At 34.9% G+C, this 13077-nt stretch carries 16 protein-coding genes and 1 pseudogene; 16 read left to right on the forward strand and 1 reads right to left on the reverse strand.

Going from position 1 to position 13077, the window contains the following annotated elements:
* The first annotated feature begins 104 nt into the window (after positions 1-104).
* Genes B2S90_RS08370 through B2S90_RS08395 form a run of 6 tightly spaced genes read left to right on the forward strand, consistent with a single transcriptional unit; the run spans position 105 to position 5047 of the window.
* Positions 105-1337 carry a M15 family metallopeptidase gene (locus tag B2S90_RS08370; protein ID WP_055234239.1) on the forward strand — a complete coding sequence of 411 codons (1233 nt, stop codon included), beginning with the start codon at positions 105-107 and terminating at the stop codon, positions 1335-1337.
* Positions 1338-1380: 43 nt separating this feature from the next.
* A complete protein-coding gene (locus tag B2S90_RS08375; protein ID WP_286696881.1) occupies positions 1381-1896 on the forward strand; it encodes a tRNA (mnm(5)s(2)U34)-methyltransferase in 516 nt (171 codons plus the stop codon).
* A 2-nt stretch (positions 1897-1898) separates the two neighbouring features.
* Positions 1899-2513, forward strand: coding sequence for an HAD family hydrolase (locus B2S90_RS08380; protein WP_238703590.1), 615 nt, complete (start codon positions 1899-1901; stop codon positions 2511-2513).
* A gap of 31 nt (positions 2514-2544) precedes the next feature.
* Positions 2545-3099: a Sir2 family NAD-dependent protein deacetylase gene (locus B2S90_RS08385; RefSeq protein WP_055234242.1), complete on the forward strand. Its 555-nt coding sequence runs from the start codon at positions 2545-2547 to the stop codon at positions 3097-3099.
* A complete protein-coding gene (locus tag B2S90_RS08390) occupies positions 3099-3986 on the forward strand; it encodes a hypothetical protein (RefSeq protein ID WP_286696882.1) in 888 nt (295 codons plus the stop codon). The genes B2S90_RS08385 and B2S90_RS08390 overlap by 1 nt, the downstream gene beginning before the upstream one ends.
* A 32-nt stretch (positions 3987-4018) precedes the next feature.
* Complete coding sequence (locus B2S90_RS08395; protein WP_055289777.1) at positions 4019-5047, forward strand: M42 family metallopeptidase; 1029 nt, start codon at positions 4019-4021, stop codon at positions 5045-5047.
* 31 nt (positions 5048-5078) lie between these two features.
* Here the strand turns inward: B2S90_RS08395 and B2S90_RS08400 are convergent, their stop codons facing one another.
* Positions 5079-5282, reverse strand: a complete 204-nt coding sequence (locus tag B2S90_RS08400; protein WP_055289779.1) for a cold shock domain-containing protein — start codon at positions 5280-5282, stop codon at positions 5079-5081.
* Between the two features lie 238 nt (positions 5283-5520).
* Here B2S90_RS08400 and B2S90_RS08405 point away from each other — a divergent pair, with 238 nt between their 5' ends.
* From B2S90_RS08405 to B2S90_RS08450, 10 genes and pseudogenes are all read left to right on the forward strand, one after another.
* On the forward strand, positions 5521-6738 hold the full coding sequence (locus B2S90_RS08405) for an aminopeptidase (RefSeq protein WP_055289784.1): 1218 nt from the start codon (positions 5521-5523) through the stop codon (positions 6736-6738).
* Between the two features lie 9 nt (positions 6739-6747).
* Complete coding sequence (locus B2S90_RS08410) at positions 6748-8337, forward strand: peptide chain release factor 3 (RefSeq protein WP_279080042.1); 1590 nt, start codon at positions 6748-6750, stop codon at positions 8335-8337.
* 32 nt (positions 8338-8369) lie between these two features.
* The gene (locus tag B2S90_RS08415) at positions 8370-8963 is read left to right on the forward strand and encodes a hypothetical protein (protein ID WP_278861783.1); all 594 of its coding nucleotides are present in this window, start codon (positions 8370-8372) and stop codon (positions 8961-8963) included.
* Between the two features lie 55 nt (positions 8964-9018).
* Complete coding sequence (locus tag B2S90_RS08420; RefSeq protein ID WP_286696883.1) at positions 9019-10110, forward strand: glycerate kinase; 1092 nt, start codon at positions 9019-9021, stop codon at positions 10108-10110.
* On the forward strand, positions 10103-10933 hold the full coding sequence (locus tag B2S90_RS08425) for an RluA family pseudouridine synthase (RefSeq protein WP_278860823.1): 831 nt from the start codon (positions 10103-10105) through the stop codon (positions 10931-10933). Before B2S90_RS08420 ends, B2S90_RS08425 begins: the two co-directional genes overlap by 8 nt.
* Positions 10934-11062: 129 nt before the next feature.
* On the forward strand, positions 11063-11323 hold the full coding sequence (locus B2S90_RS08430; RefSeq protein WP_286696884.1) for a hypothetical protein: 261 nt from the start codon (positions 11063-11065) through the stop codon (positions 11321-11323).
* A gap of 267 nt (positions 11324-11590) precedes the next feature.
* On the forward strand, positions 11591-12142 hold the full coding sequence (gene infC, locus B2S90_RS08435) for a translation initiation factor IF-3 (protein ID WP_055234513.1): 552 nt from the start codon (positions 11591-11593) through the stop codon (positions 12140-12142).
* Between the two features lie 18 nt (positions 12143-12160).
* Positions 12161-12349, forward strand: coding sequence for a 50S ribosomal protein L35 (rpmI, locus tag B2S90_RS08440; protein WP_006505447.1), 189 nt, complete (start codon positions 12161-12163; stop codon positions 12347-12349).
* 27 nt (positions 12350-12376) lie between these two features.
* On the forward strand, positions 12377-12736 hold the full coding sequence (rplT, locus tag B2S90_RS08445) for a 50S ribosomal protein L20 (protein ID WP_055234514.1): 360 nt from the start codon (positions 12377-12379) through the stop codon (positions 12734-12736).
* Between the two features lie 117 nt (positions 12737-12853).
* Positions 12854-13077, forward strand: a pseudogene (locus tag B2S90_RS08450) (hypothetical protein); the annotation flags it as partial.

Below are 13077 nucleotides of genomic sequence, written 5' to 3' on the forward strand. Positions count from 1 at the left end.
GTAATATGTAAATTATGTGAAATCATAAGATAATATTCTTGTATTATGGACAAATTATGTGCCATTTGGTACTATTACTTGTGATATAGAAAGAGGTAACAAGTATGAGAAGAAGAAAGAGAAATTATAATTATTCTCCTTACAGACGTCGTAGAAGAATAAGATGGGATAACGTCTTAAAAGTTGTTATTCCTGTAGTTGTTGTATTGGTATTAGTTATTACATTTAACTTTTCACGTATTAGATTGGCTATGAAGGGTTATTCATGGTCTCAGCAGTCTGCTGTATTAAAACTAACAAGTGACAAAGTGAAGATGGTCATTGATGATGATTATTTAGATCATCTTGATTCATGGTTAAAGCATTCTAAGGATGTTAAGTATTATGCTGATTTTGAAAAGTATCAGTCTCTTCATAAGAAGATGAAATCTGCAGATGTTGTTGACACATTAACACCTATGTTAGATGATCAGATTCCTACTTTAAAGAAGAAAGGCTTTACTGAAAAACAGATCTGGGCAATCTTAAAAACAGCGGATAGCGATGATTTGGATTATATTCTAGATAAAGGCTATAGCTATAATAAGATGAAGAATTATATGGCTGTTTCTGGTTTTAAATTCCAGGATTTAGATAAATATGAAGCAGCTTATAAATCAAGTAAGAATTATAACTATGCTGTATTAAGTACGTCTTATCCTTTTATTGGAGATTCTACTAAGGAAGCGACTAGACATACTATTACTAATCCAGCTCGCTACACTACACTTGTAAAGAAAGGCTTATATCTCCCTTCAGATTATAAACCAACTGATCTCGTGACACCTGATAAGAAATATATTACTAAAAAGTGTGATCATCCAAAACTTAGAAAAGAAGCCTATAAAGCATTCCTTGCTATGCGTAAAGCAGGTGAACAGGAAGGCTATTATATCATGATTAATAGTGGTTATCGTTCTTATCGTGAACAGAATGAAATCTACAAAGAATATAAGCAGAAGTGGGGAGAGCTTTATGCAATTCAGCACGTTGCTTTACCTGGTGCAAGTGAACACCAGACAGGACTTGGTATTGATATGAGTTCTGAAAGTGTCAATGAAGGTAAGAGACTTGTATTTGGTGATACATCAGAATATAAATGGGCATGCAAGAATGCGCATAAATATGGCTTTGTATTACGTTTTGCAGATGGTACTTCTAAGATTACAGGTATTACACAGGAACCTTGGCATTTCCGTTATGTAGGTAAAAAAGCGGCTAAGATCATGTATGAAAATAACTGGACATTAGAAGAATATTGTCTTTATACAGGAGACCTTCCTGCATTAAAATCATAATGAATCCGGCATTTGCCGGATTTTTTTAAAGGAGAGAAGAATTATGTTAAGTATGGTAGAGTATGTTCATGAACGTATGCATACATATGATAATCTAGAAATAGGTGTAGATTTCACAATGGGTAATGGTCATGATACAAAGGCTTTAATTGAATGCTGCAAGGAAGTCTATAGCTTTGATATACAAGAAGAAGCATTAATACATACAAGAGAATTAGTAGGAGACAAAGCACATCTTATTCATGATTCTCATGAGAATTTTGATCATTATGTTGATACATTTGATATTGGTATTTTTAATCTAGGCTATTTACCGGAAGGAGATCATAATATCACAACAACACTTGATGTTACTCAAAGAACTCTTATTAAAGCTGTTGAACATATGAAAAAGGTCATCTTTATAACTTGTTATATTGGACATCCTCAGGGTAAAGAAGAAGCTTTATGGATTGATAACTATGTATCAGATTTAGATACACATACATATAATGTATCAAGTTTTAAAATGATGAATAAAAAAAATGCACCTTATGTAATAGAAATAGAGAGGAAATAATAGTGAAATATAAAGCCCTTATTTTTGACATTGATAATACTTTAGTCAATACACTTGATATGAATATGATTCCGTTACAAAAGATTATTCAGGAAGAAAAAGGAGAAAACTGGACGTTAGAGGAAGTGTACCATTTTGCTTCTTATCCAGGTATGAAGGTCATGGAAGAACTAGAAGTCAACAATCCTGAAGAAGTATATGCAAGATGGGTTAAATATGTGAATGAATATCAGGCAAGCCCTTATGAAGGAATGGATGACGTATTAAAGACATTGCATGAAAAGTTAAGATTTAGTGTTGTCTCTTCTAAAAATAAGAAACAATATGATATTGATGTAGTTTCTTTAGGACTAGATGATTATATGGAAGTTGTTGTGCTGGAGGATGATACCTCTAAACATAAACCGGATCCTGAACCATTATTATTGTGTATGGAACGTTTAGGATTAAATAAAGAAGATGTTATTTATATTGGAGATGCTTATTCAGATCTTCTTGCTTCAAGAAATGCAGGCATTGATTTTGCATTCGCAAAATGGGGTAGTGTAGAAAGCAAGGATATGAGTGATTCTGATTATATACTAGAGAAGGTAGAAGATTTATTAAGACTCCTATAAGTGTTATAATAAGTCACAAGGAGATGATGTTATGAAGATAATCGCATTTACAGGTGCAGGAATATCTAAGCAGAGTAATATTCCTACATTTATGGAAAGACCGGATGTCAGAGAAAAACTATTTAGAAGCTATGCACAAAGGCATCACGAAGAATACAATGAAGTTATTAGACAATTAAAAGCGAATATGAATGGCGCAAAACCAAATGATGCACATTATGCCTTGGCAGAGTATCATATTCCTATTATCACAATGAATATTGATGGCTTACATAGACTTGCAGGCAGCGATGCATTAGAACTACATGGTGGTCTTCCTGCTGATGATGAAATGGATATTGCCTATTCTTTATACAATAAGCCAGTTCTTTATGGTGATCCAGCACCAAATTATCAATTAGCTTATGAAATGGTTTATACATTACAACCAGGAGATGTATTTTTAGTAGTAGGATGTTCATTCCATACAGGAATATCTGTAGATTTAAGAGAAGTAGCCAAGTCTAGAGGAGCTCGTATTATTGAGATACAGGAAGATGCAGCTCATAATGTAAGAAAAGTGTTGAAAGAATTAACGGAAGAATGATGAATCAAACAATTTATTACCACTTACCAGGATTATTTGAATTCTATGAATTATATAAGAAATTCCTTCCTCTTTTTTATAAACATAGAGAATATTTTTATGACTGGTGTGAAATAGGTTCTATTTATGGTGCTCCAATGGACTGTTTATGGGGTGGAGGAAGACTAGGAGAAGGAGAAGATAACCCTCGTGAGGTATTAGACTTGATGAAAACATATCATATTTCTGCAAGACTTACTTTTAGTAACTCTATGCTAGAAGAAGAACATCTCTTAGATCCTAAATGTAATACATTATGTAGATTGTTTAATGAGGCAGGCAACAATGGAGTCATTGTACACTCTGATCTCTTGTTACACTATTTGATGGAGAAATATCAACAGCTTTATTTTGTCTCTTCTACCACTAAAGTCATCACTGACTTTAATGAATTTAAAGAAGAATGTGAAAGAGAAGAATTCCGTCATGTTGTGCCTGATTTCCGTTTGAATAAGAAATTAAAACTCTTATCTACAATCAAACAGAAGGATAAAGTAGAATTCTTATGTAATGAATGCTGTTATGTAGGATGTCAGGATAGAAAGAAATGTTATGAAACGGTGAGTTTACAGAATTTAGGTAAAGATATCCCTGATCATATTTGTAAAGCACCAAATGCAAAGCAAGGTTATCTTTTTTCTCATGCCATGCATAATCCTTCGTTTATCAGTATTGAAGACATACAGTCTATTTATAAGCCATTAGGCTTTACACAGTTCAAGATAGAAGGTAGAAGTCTAGGCAGTGCTCTTGTATTAGAGTTTCTGTTATATTATATGGTGAAGCCAGAATATTCAATTCATGTGAGAGAAGAAATCTATCTTGATAATATGCTTGATCTTTTTTAGATGTTATAATGAGTAAGAAAGAGAGGATTCATATGAACGCCTTAAAAGTAATGGAATTTGCGAAAGAACTGCTTTTAATTGATTCTCCTACAGGATATACAAAAGCAGTCATTGACTTTTATGAAAGAGAAGTCAAAGCCTTAGGTTATGAGACAATGCATACCAATAAAGGCAATCTGATTGTTAAGGTACCTGGTATCGGTCATCATACAAAGGCATTATGTGCTCATGCTGATACTTTAGGACTTATGGTCAGAAGTATCAAAGAAGATGGTACACTTGCATTCACTTTAGTAGGAGGCCCTATTGTTCCTACATTAGATGGTGAATATTGTAAAATAGTAACAAGAGATGGCAGAACTTATACAGGAACAATTCTATCTAATTCTCCAAGTGCACATGTCTATGACGATTCTAAGAATGCCCCTAGAACTGATATGACAATGCATGTACGTATTGATGAATGTGTGTCATCTAAGAAGGAAGTAGAAGAATTAGGTATCATGCCAGGAGATTATATCTGTATTGATCCTAAAACTACAATTACTCCAAGTGGCTTTATTAAATCTAGATTCTTAGATGATAAACTCAGCGTAGCTATTCTATATGGCTTATTAAAGACAATGAAGGAAGAATTCATTATTCCTCGTGATACTTGGTATTTCTTGATTTCTACTTATGAAGAAGTAGGACATGGATGCGCTTATATTCCTGAAGAAATTGAAGAATTTATTGCGGTGGATATGGGATGTATTGGTAAAGACTTAAGCTGCACTGAAAGAGCTGTTTCTATCTGTGCGAAGGATTCTAGTGGTCCTTATGATTATCAGATGACAACAACGCTCATCAATCTTGCAAAAGATAATGAATTATCTTTTGCTGTTGATATTTATCCATTTTATAGTTCTGATGTCTCTGCATCTTTAAGAGGTGGCCAGGATATTAGAGGTGCATTGATAGGTCCAGGTGTAGCTGCAAGCCATGGTATGGAACGTTCACATGTAGATGCAGTAGAGAACACAATGAAGCTGTTAATTGCTTATGTGACAAAAAAAGACTGATGCTTATTGCATCAGCCTTTTTTTATGATGATTATTCAATTACTGTAACGTTAGCTGCCTGTGGTCCACGATCGCCTTCAACAACGTCAAATTCAACAGTCTGACCTTCTTCTAAAGTCTTGTATCCATCAGCGTTGATTGCAGAGAAATGAACGAAGATATCTTTGCTCTGTCCTTCTACTACAATGAATCCATAACCTTTTTCGGCCTTAAACCATTTTACTTTACCTGTCATCTGACATACCTCCTGTAAATTGCAATACATCAAGCAACTTTATTATAGGCTTTTGCAATCGATAGTGTACTACTGATAAAAAACCAATACAAAATGTCCTGTGTAACTGCTATCTATATCATATCACATGTGTAAAATAATAACAAGAAAAATGGAAATTCAACACGTAATATGTTATGCTTTTTCTGTTGACAAAGAATAGAAAATTCTTAGAATAATGGAGATGGGGTGTATTGATATGATGAATAAATATGCTGAATTGATAGTGAAAAAGGGCGTTAATCTTCAAAAAGGCCAGAAACTTGTAGTTACTGCGGATGTTGAATGTGCCTCTTTAGTGAAAGCTATCGCCAAAGAAGCGTATAAAGCAGGGGCTCAGGATGTAATCGCTCATTACGTAGATGAGGATATTACAAGACTTAGATATGAACATAATGATGTTGATTACTTCAAAAATGTGCCTGATTATCTTGTGGAGTTACGTAATAAGTATGCATTAGAACATGCGGCTGTAGTTACTATTACATCAGAAAATCCTGATGGTTTTAAAGGTATTGATCCTTTAAAGATGGCAACATACAGTAAAGCAATGCATGAACAGGCTAAGACATTCTATGACCATTTAGATCTAGGTATTGATCGCTGGTGTATTGTTGGGGCACCTTCTCTTAAGTGGGCGAATAAGGTATTTCCTGATATGAATAATCAGGAGGCAACAGAAGCCTTATGGAAGGCTATTTATCATGTATGCTATGTAGATACAAAAGATCCTTTGAATGCCTGGGAAATGCATCGTGCGTCTTTTGAAGAACGTGTTAAGACACTTAATGAGATGACTATTGACTACTTACACTATACAAATAGTCTAGGAACTGATTTAAAAGTATATATGAATAAAGATTATTTATTTGCAGGTGGAGGAAGTTTTACAACTGATGGAGTTTATTCTTTCCCTAATATGCCTACAGAAGAAATCTTTACTTCTCCAGACTATCGAAAGACAGAAGGTATTGTTTATTCTTCATTGCCACTTAACCATGGTGGTTCACTTGTCGATGATTTTTATATTCGATTTAAGGAAGGTCGTGTTGTAGACTTTGATGCTAAGACAGGTAAAGATGTACTTGCAAGCATCATTGATACTGATGATGGAGCTCATTATTTAGGTGAAGTGGCACTCGTGCCTGTTGATTCTCCTATATCAGAAATGGGGCTATTATTCTATAACACATTATTTGATGAGAATGCAGCATGTCATCTTGCTCTTGGTAAAGGGTTTAATGAATGTATTAAGGGCGGTTATGAGATGACTAAAGAAGAATTATATAAACATGGTGTTAATGATTCATTCACACATGTTGATTTTATGATTGGGACAAAAGACCTTGATATTGAAGCTGTGACTCAAGATGGAAAAACAGTGCAGATCTTCAAGAATGGTCAATTCGTAATTTAAGGAGGCTATATGTCAGAATTTGTAGATAAAGTAAGTAAACGTCGTACGTTTGCGATTATTTCTCACCCTGATGCTGGTAAAACAACATTAACAGAAAAGTTCTTATTATATGGTGGAGCTATTCAGGAAGCCGGTATGGTTAAGGGTAAGCAGAATATGCGTCATGCAGTCAGTGACTGGATGGAAATTGAAAAACAGAGAGGAATCTCTGTTACATCTTCAGTATTACAGTTCAACTATGATGGGTTCTGTATCAATATTCTAGATACTCCAGGCCATCAGGACTTCTCAGAAGATACATATCGTACTTTAATGGCAGCTGACTCAGCAGTTATGGTTATTGATGCATCTAAGGGTGTCGAAGCACAGACACGTAAGTTATTCAAGGTTTGTGCAATGAGACATATTCCTATCTTTACTTTCATCAACAAGATGGATAGAGAAGCCAAAGACCCTTATGAATTAATGGAAGAAATTGAACAGGAATTAGGTATGGATACATGTCCTGTTAACTGGCCTATTGGATGTGGTAAACAGTTCAAAGGTGTTTATGAAAGAGAATCTAAGAAAGTGATTCGTTTCGTACCAGTACAGGGTGGTAAGAAGGAAGTACAGGAAATCATTACTGATTATGATGATCCTGAATTAATTAAAGAAATTGGTGAAGATTATTATGCTACTCTTCAGGATGATGTCGAATTACTAGATGGTGCAGGTGCAGAATTTGATCTAGAAAGAGTACATCGTGGAGAACTATCACCCGTATGCTTTGGTAGTGCCTTAACTAACTTTGGTGTAGAGCCATTCTTACATCATTTCTTAGATTACTCTATGCCTCCTCAGCCAAAACAGAGTGATGATGGGCCAATTGATCCGTTCAATGAAGACTTCAGTGCATTTGTATTCAAGATTCAGGCAAACATGAATAAAGCACACAGAGATAGAATGGCATTCATGCGTATCACTTCTGGTAAATACACTAAGGGTATGGAAGTATTCCATATGCAGGGAAATAAGAAGATTAAACTAAGTCAGTCTAAACAGTTAATGGCTGATGATCGTGAAGAAATCCAGGAAGCTTATTCTGGAGATATCATCGGTGTCTTTGATCCAGGTATTTTCTCTATTGGTGATACAATCTGCACACCTAAGCACAAATTCAAGTTTGAAGGTATCCCTACATTCGCTCCTGAACATTTCGCACGTATCCGTAATACAGATACAATGAAGCGTAAACAGTTCGTTAAGGGTGTAGAACAGATTGCCCAGGAAGGGGCTATTCAGATCTTCACTGAAATTGGTGGTTCAATGGAAGAAATCATTGTAGGTGTAGTAGGTGTCCTTCAGTTTGAAGTACTTGAATATCGTTTAAAGAACGAATATAACGTAAATATCAAGAGAGAACCTCTTGGATATCAGTTCATCAGATGGATTGATAATAAAGAAATTGATCTATATAGCTTGAATTTATCTTCAGATACAAAGAGAGTGCAGGATTTAAGAGGAAAGTATTTATTACTCTTCTCTAATCAGTGGGGAATCAACTGGGCGACTGATAAGAACAAGGAATTAATCTTGTCAGAATTCTCTAAAAACTAATGAAAAAGAATTGGCGTTACTGGTGGACGTTTTTGTACTTTGTAGTTTATCTGGTATGTTTCTTCTTTATTGAACATTTCATGCCAGTGACGCAATATCATATGATTTCTACACCAATAGATCATATAATTCCATTTAATGAGTGGTTTGTTTTCTTTTATATCAGCTGGTTTGGGTATATCTTCTTCTCTTTCTGGTATTTCTTCTTCAAAGATAAGAAAGAATACTTGCAGATGATTACATTCCTATTTACTGGTATGACACTCTTTATAGTGGTATCAGTCATTTATCCTAATGGTTTGGATATTAGACCAAAACATTTAGGTCATAGCAATATTGCGTTAATACTTGTTGATTTGCTTTATAAGCTTGATACACCAACCAATGTGTTGCCAAGTATTCATATCTTTAATTCTATTGGTATGTGCATGGCATTTAGTAAATCAAAGCATGCAACTAGTATTATGAAGAAGGGAACTATAATTCTTACAATAGGGATTATTATCTCTACTTTCTTAACCAAGCAACATGGAATTATTGATGCACTCTCTGCAGTTGTGTTATCAATTATTTTCTATGTTATTGTTTATAAGAAAAATATTTATTTATTAAAAAGAAAATCTTAAAAGTTCATGGGTGACCATGAACTTTTTTATGTTAGAATACATACAGGGAGTGATAATGATGAAAATACTTGCTGCATTTGATTCTTTTAAAGAAAGCATGACTGCATATGCTGCAGGAGAAGCAGTACAGAGAGCTTATAATAATGTACATATTTGTCCTTTAGCTGATGGTGGTGAAGGGACAATGGAAGTCATGAATCATTATCTAAATGGTGATATTCATGAAATAGAGGTAGCAGGACCACTATTTAAGACAGTTCATGCAAAAATCGCTATTATGGATGATCTTGCTATTATAGAAAGTGCACAGGCATGTGGACTTGATTACCTGACTGAAGAAGAAAAGAACGGAACAGAAGCAACATCTTATGGTGTAGGAGAAATGATGAAATATGCTTATGATCATGGTGTCAAACGTTTCCTTTTGACTTTAGGTGGATCAGCTTGTAATGATGGAGGAATAGGTCTATTAAGTGGTATGGGTTATGGTTTCTTTGATCAGTTTGATCAGCGTATTCCAATGAATGCGAGAGGACTCGAAACACTTGATCATATTAAGAAAACACGTCTCGATTTATCAAATATAGAAGTAGAAGGGGCATGTGATGTTACCAATCCATTATGTGGGGAAGAAGGAGCCACTTATGTCTTTGGCCCTCAAAAAAAGGTGAAAGATCTAGAAAAGACAGATCAGGCAATGAAGCATTATGTGAAAATAATGAGTGAATTAGTTGATAAGGATGATTCATGTATACCTGGTGCAGGAGCAGCAGGAGGCATGGGCTATGCGATTGTTACAGGACTAAATGGTAAACTAGTGACTGGATTTGATGCAGTCAGTCGTACAGTTCGCCTAGAGGAAGCAATCCAGAAAGCGGATATTATTTTTACAGGTGAAGGAAAAATGGATCATCAGACTTTATATGGAAAGACACCAATAGGTGTCTTGCGCTTAGCACAGAAATACAATAAGCCTGTTGTCGCATTTTGTGGAAAGTGTGAAGATAAAGAGACATTACTTGAAGCCGGATTTGAGGATGTACGCTGTATTAATCATACAGATGAACCTCTTTCTGTATTACTGGAAAAAGGTCCACAGTATTTAGAAGAAGAAGTGAGACGTTATTTGGAGGAAAAGAATGTATAAGGTTACAACAGATGAATTACTATTAGATTCTCTTGTAAAGCATACTCGTAAGAAGAGAAATGATTGTAAGAATTTATTGAAATATAAATCGGTACAGGTGAATGGTGAAGTACAGACTTATCATGCCTTTGAATTACATCCAGGAGATGAAGTAGAAGTTGGTAAGAAGACGAATCTTCCTTTTGAACTTCTTTATGAAGATGATGACATGATAGTCATTAATAAGCCTTCAGGGCTTGTGAGTGAAGAGACACAGAATAATAAATATCAGACAGCTTTTTATATGGTGATGGAATATTGTCGTAAGAAGAGACAGCAGTGTTATCTTGTACATCGCTTAGACCAGGATACTTCTGGTGTACTTATGTTTGTGAAGAATAAGAAGCTTTATCAGGAATTAACTCATAACTGGAATAAGTATGTTAAAACAAGAGGCTATGTTGCAATATTAGAAGGACAATGTCGTAAGTCAGGTACAATAAAGAATCATCTTGTAGAAGATAAACAGTTAAAGATGCGTATTGCGAAAGAGGGACAATTGGCTATTACGCACTACAAGCCATTAGAAGTATCTAAGGATTATACAATGATGGAAGTATTCTTAGATACAGGGCGTAAGAATCAGATTCGTGTTCATATGGCTTCTTTGAATCATCCTATTATTGGTGATAAGAAGTATGGAGCACTTACAAATCCTTTAAAGAGATTAGGTCTACATGCGCATGAATTTGCATTCACACATCCTTTTACACATAAAACAATGACCTTTAAAGCACCGCTTCCTTCTTCTTTTACACAGATTTTTAAACCTTCTAAAAGATAAAGAAGAATAAACAGTGAAACATAGTAAACTGATCAGTCAAATTGTTGTACTAGTGGTATATGTTGTTGCGGTCTTTTGTGGGTTGAAAATAAGAGATAAAATCAGACTACAGAGGAAGTTGTCTTAAGTGTGAGTGTACATCCTTATGGACTTATATATGGAAAAGAAACATATTTAGTGGCCACACAAGTATTCTTTCCTAAGGCTGTTAATATATCTCAGGCAAGTTTTACTGTAGGTGATTTGAGTCAGCTTGGTGTAGTGAATGAGACACTTTTTAAAGATAAGATTTTAACTGAGGATTATTATAATAGTAAGGTGTTACTTGAAGAGAATACACGAGTCATGATCGATTATAAGATTGTACGATGGAACGCCCGATGGATATAGAAAATCTCAAAGTCAAGGCTACTATAAAGTATAGAGGCGTAAAGATTCATGCGGTGAATGGTGTTATTACAGAAATCTAAAATAAATTAAAAAAGTTATTGACAAACACCTGTATGTTGGGTAAGATGAACAAGTAAAAAGTGGAAAGAAGAAGTGCCTACTTCTCGCCCGATTGATACAGTCGATGGGCCAATGTCACTAGATTAAACTCTAACGATAAGTGGGCGCTAGTACGCTCACTTTTTATTTAATATGAAGTAAGCGGAGGTGGCTTTTATTAGACGTTATGATAGAACAAAACCAGTGAAGAAGGAAGATCCAATCAACGAAAATATTCGTTTTAAGGAAGTACTGGTTATTGATCAGAATGGAGAACAGTTAGGCGTTATGAGCAAGAGAGACGCAATGAATCGTGCTTATGATGCAGGACTTGATCTAGTTTGTGTTGCTCCTAAGGCAAAACCAGCGGTATGCCGTATCATGGATTACGGAAAGTATCGTTTCGAGCAGCAGAAGAAACAAAAAGAAATGAAGAAAAATTCAAAAGTTGTTGCGGTCAAGGAGACGCAGTTATCTCCAACAATCGATGTACACGATAAGAACGTGAAGCTTAAACGTACTTTGAAATGGTTACAGGATGGCGATAAAGTCAAGGTAGCAATTCGTTTCAGAGGAAGACAGATGGCTCATGTTGATCTTGGACAGAAGATTATGGATGATTTTATTGCGGAATGTTCTGAATATTGCGTCGTTGAAAAGCCAGCTAAACTAGAAGGAAGAACATTGACAGCAATGCTCGCACCTAAAAAAGCAAAGTAAAATAGGAGGAAACTTATCATGCCAAAAATGAAAACACATAGCGGTCTTAAGAAGCGCTTAAAGAAAACAGCAAGTGGTAAATTAAAGAGAGGCCATGCATACGTATCTCACTTATCACATAATAAGACACATAAACAGAAAAAGCATCTCGCTAAATCAACATTAGTACACCCATCAGATTACAAGAGAATCAAGTCTCGTATCTAATAGGTTAATTTTAAGGAGGATATACACATGGCAAGAGTAAAAGGCGGATTTACAACTAGACGCAGAAGAAAAAAGACATTAAAGCTAGCTAAAGGTTACTTCGGTAGCAAACATGCTTTATATAAAACAGCTCATGAACAGGTAATGCATTCTTTAAAGTATGCTTACAGAGATAGAAGACAGTTAAAGAGAGAAATGAGAAAGCTTTGGATTGCACGTATCAACGCTGCTTGCAGAATGAACGATATGTCATATTCAACTTTCATGCACGGTTTAAAACTTGCAGAAGTTAACATTAACAGAAAGATGCTTTCAGAAATCGCAATTGCTGATCCTGAAGGTTTCAAGGCTTTAACTGATTTAGCTAAAGAACAGTTAGCAAAGTAATCTAAAGTGCCAGAGATGGCACTTTTTTTCATGCTTAAAAATATAAGTGTTTTGGCTGTAATGTAGTGTATAATGAACTTATAAGTAAACAGAAAGTCATAGAAAAGGTGAAAAGTAGTGAAAGAAAAAGCGATGGATAAGTATGAAGATATAAAGCATGATTTTAGAACATCATATATCGATAGTGAACAATCTGTAGGTATGTTCCATCTTAATGATTTAGGGCCTCAATTTAACGGATGTCCTTTATTTGCATTAAAAGTATCTTTGGCACTTGCTACTATTGAGGCAGAATTATATCCTACACTTAATGATGGTGTTAATTATATGTTCTATCATAC

The organism is Catenibacterium sp. UBA627 (assembly GCF_002299355.1).
Classification (GTDB): Bacteria; Bacillota_I; Bacilli_A; order Erysipelotrichales; family Coprobacillaceae; genus Catenibacterium; species Catenibacterium mitsuoka.

Excerpts from the sequence above, each read along its gene's own strand:
- B2S90_RS08425 (WP_278860823.1), top strand. The coding sequence starts at position 10,103 with ATGTATAAGGTTACAACAGATGAATTACTATTAGATTCTCTTGTAAAG.
- B2S90_RS08405 (WP_055289784.1), top strand. The coding sequence starts at position 5,521 with ATGATGAATAAATATGCTGAATTGATAGTGAAAAAGGGCGTTAATCTT.
- rpmI (WP_006505447.1), top strand. The coding sequence starts at position 12,161 with ATGCCAAAAATGAAAACACATAGCGGTCTTAAGAAGCGCTTAAAGAAA.
- rplT (WP_055234514.1), top strand. The coding sequence starts at position 12,377 with ATGGCAAGAGTAAAAGGCGGATTTACAACTAGACGCAGAAGAAAAAAG.
- B2S90_RS08420 (WP_286696883.1), top strand. The coding sequence starts at position 9,019 with ATGATGAAAATACTTGCTGCATTTGATTCTTTTAAAGAAAGCATGACT.
- B2S90_RS08375 (WP_286696881.1), top strand. The coding sequence starts at position 1,381 with ATGTTAAGTATGGTAGAGTATGTTCATGAACGTATGCATACATATGAT.
- B2S90_RS08385 (WP_055234242.1), top strand. The coding sequence starts at position 2,545 with ATGAAGATAATCGCATTTACAGGTGCAGGAATATCTAAGCAGAGTAAT.
- B2S90_RS08370 (WP_055234239.1), top strand. The coding sequence starts at position 105 with ATGAGAAGAAGAAAGAGAAATTATAATTATTCTCCTTACAGACGTCGT.
- B2S90_RS08395 (WP_055289777.1), top strand. The coding sequence starts at position 4,019 with ATGAACGCCTTAAAAGTAATGGAATTTGCGAAAGAACTGCTTTTAATT.
- B2S90_RS08400 (WP_055289779.1), bottom strand. The coding sequence starts at position 5,282 with ATGACAGGTAAAGTAAAATGGTTTAAGGCCGAAAAAGGTTATGGATTC.
- B2S90_RS08410 (WP_279080042.1), top strand. The coding sequence starts at position 6,748 with ATGTCAGAATTTGTAGATAAAGTAAGTAAACGTCGTACGTTTGCGATT.
- B2S90_RS08390 (WP_286696882.1), top strand. The coding sequence starts at position 3,099 with ATGAATCAAACAATTTATTACCACTTACCAGGATTATTTGAATTCTAT.